Below are 3,097 nucleotides of genomic sequence, written 5' to 3'. Positions count from 1 at the left end.
TAAGTCATTGTGCCTAAAAAGTGTGAAATAAAAAATAAGGAGCCAAGCGGCTCCTTATTTTAATCGATACTGATTTTTCATCGATGTTGGAGCGAAGCACCTTCGCAGCCAAGATTATAAATCGTCTATATAACCCAACGATCGCAACGCTCGTTCGTCGTCTGCCCAGCCAGATTTCACTTTTACCCAAGTTTCTAGGTAAACCTTACGACCGAACAATTCTTCCATATCTAAACGCGCTTCGCGACCAATGGTTTTAATCTTCTCGCCGCCTTTGCCAATCACCATTTTCTTCTGGCCATTACGCTCAACAAGAATCAAGGCATTGATGTGGAAACCGTCGGTTTCAGGGTTGTAATCAAAACGTTCAATCTCAACCGTTACTGAGTATGGCAGCTCTTCACCAGTAAAGCGCATCAGCTTTTCACGCACAATCTCAGACGCCATAAAACGCTGAGAACGGTCAGTCACGTATTCTTCTGGGAAGTGATGCGTTGCTTTAGGTAAGTGATTACGCACGTGCTTACGCAGTACGTCAATGTTCTTACCTTGCTTGGCAGAGATTGGCACAACATCCACGAAGTCCATCTTCTTAGACATCTCCGCCATGTGTAGCATCACGTCGTTACGATCTTGTACGTTGTCGACTTTGTTTACACAAAGCACAACTGGGAAGTTCGATTTTTGAAGTTTGGTCAGCACCATCTCATCGTCTTTAGTCCAATGCGTACCATCGACTAAGAAGAACACAAGGTTTACATCACTCAATGACGAGTTAGCTGCACGGTTCATCAAACGGTTGATCGCACGCTTTTCTTCAATGTGAAGTCCAGGCGTGTCGACATAAATCGCTTGGTAATCGCCGTCCGTATCCACACCCATAATACGGTGGCGTGTCGTTTGCGGCTTACGAGAGGTGATCGAAATCTTCTGACCCAAAATCTTGTTCAAAAGTGTCGACTTACCTACGTTTGGACGACCAACAATAGCAATAAAGCCACAGTGTTGGTTTTCTGGCGAGCTTGGCTCACCTTGTGATGCGAAAAACGCATCGATATCGAATTCGTTATCAGCCATTTGTCAATTGCTCAAGTGCTGTTTCAGCAGCCGCTTGTTCTGCCTTGCGGCGGCTGGTGCCTTTACCGATTACAGGCTTATCCACACCTGCTACTTCGCACTCAACCGTGAACTCTTGGTTGTGCGCTTCACCTTTAATATTAGTCACTGTGTAGACAGGCAGCGGTTTTCTTCTGCCTTGTAGGAACTCTTGTAGGCGAGTTTTCGGATCTTTCTGTGAAACGCCTGGTTTGATGGCTTCAAGGCGTGACTGATACCAACTCAGTACAATGCCTCGCACAACTTCAAGATCACTGTCTAGGTAAATTGCGCCAATAATGGCTTCAACCGCATCGGCTAAAATAGAGTCTCGGCGAAAACCGCCACTCTTCAATTCACCTGGACCTAATTTTAAATAATCTCCTAGATCGAATTCACGACCCAGTTCCGCCAATGTATGTCCGCGAACCAAAGTAGCACGCATGCGGCTCATGTCACCTTCGTTCACTTTTGGGAAACGATGGTACAGATCATCAGCGATGACAAAACTTAAAATTGAATCGCCCAGAAACTCAAGACGTTCATTGTGCTTACTGTTGGCGCTGCGGTGCGTCAGCGCCAAATTGATAAGCCCGGCATCTTGAAACTGGTAGCCGAGCTTTCTCTCTAGTTTATCAATTGGAGAATTCATACTCTCTCGATATTTGAATGGTTAGTGAATGCCACCGATGCGGTTAAAACGCACACCAGTTGGAATCCATGAAGGTAGAACACTATCTGCGCCACGATCAAACTCGAAGCTGATCCAGATCGCGACAGCTTTACCGACTAAGTTTGCTTCTGGAACAAAGCCCCAGTAACGGCTGTCAGCACTGTTGTCACGGTTATCACCCATCACAAAATACTGACCTTGTGGTACAACCCACTCTGTCGTGCCGCTGCGTGGGAAATATTGCTCCACGCGGTTACGCACAAGAGGATTAACCAAAATATTGTGCTCAACGTTACCCAATTTTTCATCCAGTTGGATCATTGGAATACCGTTCGAGCTAAACTGACTTTCTTCAACATTGCTCAGTTTAACTGGCTTACATGCCGATTCGCCTTGGCTTTGCACGCAAAGCTGCTTATCACTTGAATAACGCACGATATCACCAGGTAAACCAACTACACGCTTAATGTAGTCCACGCTTGGTTGTGGTGGGTATTTGAATACCACGATATCACCACGCTCAGGCTTACCAGTTTCCACTAGCTGAGTACGCCATACTGGGTCTTTTAGACCGTACGCGTACTTCTCAACTAAAATGAAATCGCCAACCAGCAAGGTAGGCATCATTGAGCCTGATGGGATTTGAAATGGTTCGTAGATAAAAGAACGTAATACTAAAACGAACGCGATCACAGGGAAAATAGAGACGCTATTTTCAACCCACCAAGGCTGACGCTCAACTTTTTGCAAGGTCACTGCATCCAAACCATTAGACGTCTGAGCTTGAATCTCAGCCAGTTTTTCCTGACGCTTTTTCGCGAAAACCAGCTTTTCCAATAGCCAAACCACGCCAGTTACCAAAGTCGCAATAACCAACATCAGTGAGAATGTATTCGCCATTAAATTCCCTTATCTAAAAATACGAAAGTGAAAGAGCCGAAACCCTTTCACTTATTTTAATATCTAACGTCTTAAGACCGACAAGTGTGAGACAAAGTTCAACTTTAGTCTTTACCTACGTGAAGGATGGCTAGGAACGCTTCTTGAGGCAGCTCAACGTTACCGATCTGCTTCATGCGTTTCTTACCTTCTTTCTGTTTCTTCAGAAGTTTCTTCTTACGACTTACGTCACCGCCGTAACATTTCGCAATAACGTTCTTACGCAACTGTTTTACCGTTGAACGAGCGATAATGTGGTTACCAATTGCCGCTTGGATTGCGATATCAAACATTTGGCGAGGGATGAATTCTTTCATCTTCTCTACCAACTGACGACCGCGAGTCTGAGACTGATCTTTGTGTGTAATCATCGCCAATGCATCAACAGTA

The 3,097-nt window shown here is 45.1% G+C and carries 3 protein-coding genes and 1 pseudogene; all 4 read right to left on the bottom strand.

The annotated features are described in order from the left end of the window. Positions 1–114: 114 nt before the first annotated feature. On the bottom strand, positions 115–1,077 hold the full coding sequence (gene era, locus IQR33_RS00445) for a GTPase Era (RefSeq protein WP_005380931.1): 963 nt from the start codon (positions 1,075–1,077) through the stop codon (positions 115–117). Next, the gene (gene rnc / locus IQR33_RS00440; RefSeq protein ID WP_005380932.1) at positions 1,070–1,747 is read right to left on the bottom strand and encodes a ribonuclease III; all 678 of its coding nucleotides are present in this window, start codon (positions 1,745–1,747) and stop codon (positions 1,070–1,072) included. The genes era and rnc overlap by 8 nt, the downstream gene beginning before the upstream one ends. Positions 1,748–1,768: 21 nt before the next feature. After that, positions 1,769–2,668, bottom strand: coding sequence for a signal peptidase I (gene lepB, locus IQR33_RS00435; protein ID WP_005380933.1), 900 nt, complete (start codon positions 2,666–2,668; stop codon positions 1,769–1,771). A gap of 104 nt (positions 2,669–2,772) precedes the next feature. Beyond that, positions 2,773–3,097, bottom strand: a pseudogene (locus IQR33_RS00430) (elongation factor 4); the annotation flags it as partial.

This window comes from Vibrio sp. OPT46 (genome assembly GCF_015163535.1).
Lineage (GTDB): Bacteria > Pseudomonadota > Gammaproteobacteria > Enterobacterales > Vibrionaceae > Vibrio > Vibrio alginolyticus.
The sequence above is the reverse complement of the archived record's forward strand: the minus strand, read 5'-3'. Positions and strand labels throughout refer to the sequence as shown.

Coding starts and splice junctions, on each gene's coding strand:
- lepB (WP_005380933.1), bottom strand. CDS start 2,668: ATGGCGAATACATTCTCACTGATGTTGGTTATTGCGACTTTGGTAACT.
- rnc (WP_005380932.1), bottom strand. CDS start 1,747: ATGAATTCTCCAATTGATAAACTAGAGAGAAAGCTCGGCTACCAGTTT.
- era (WP_005380931.1), bottom strand. CDS start 1,077: ATGGCTGATAACGAATTCGATATCGATGCGTTTTTCGCATCACAAGGT.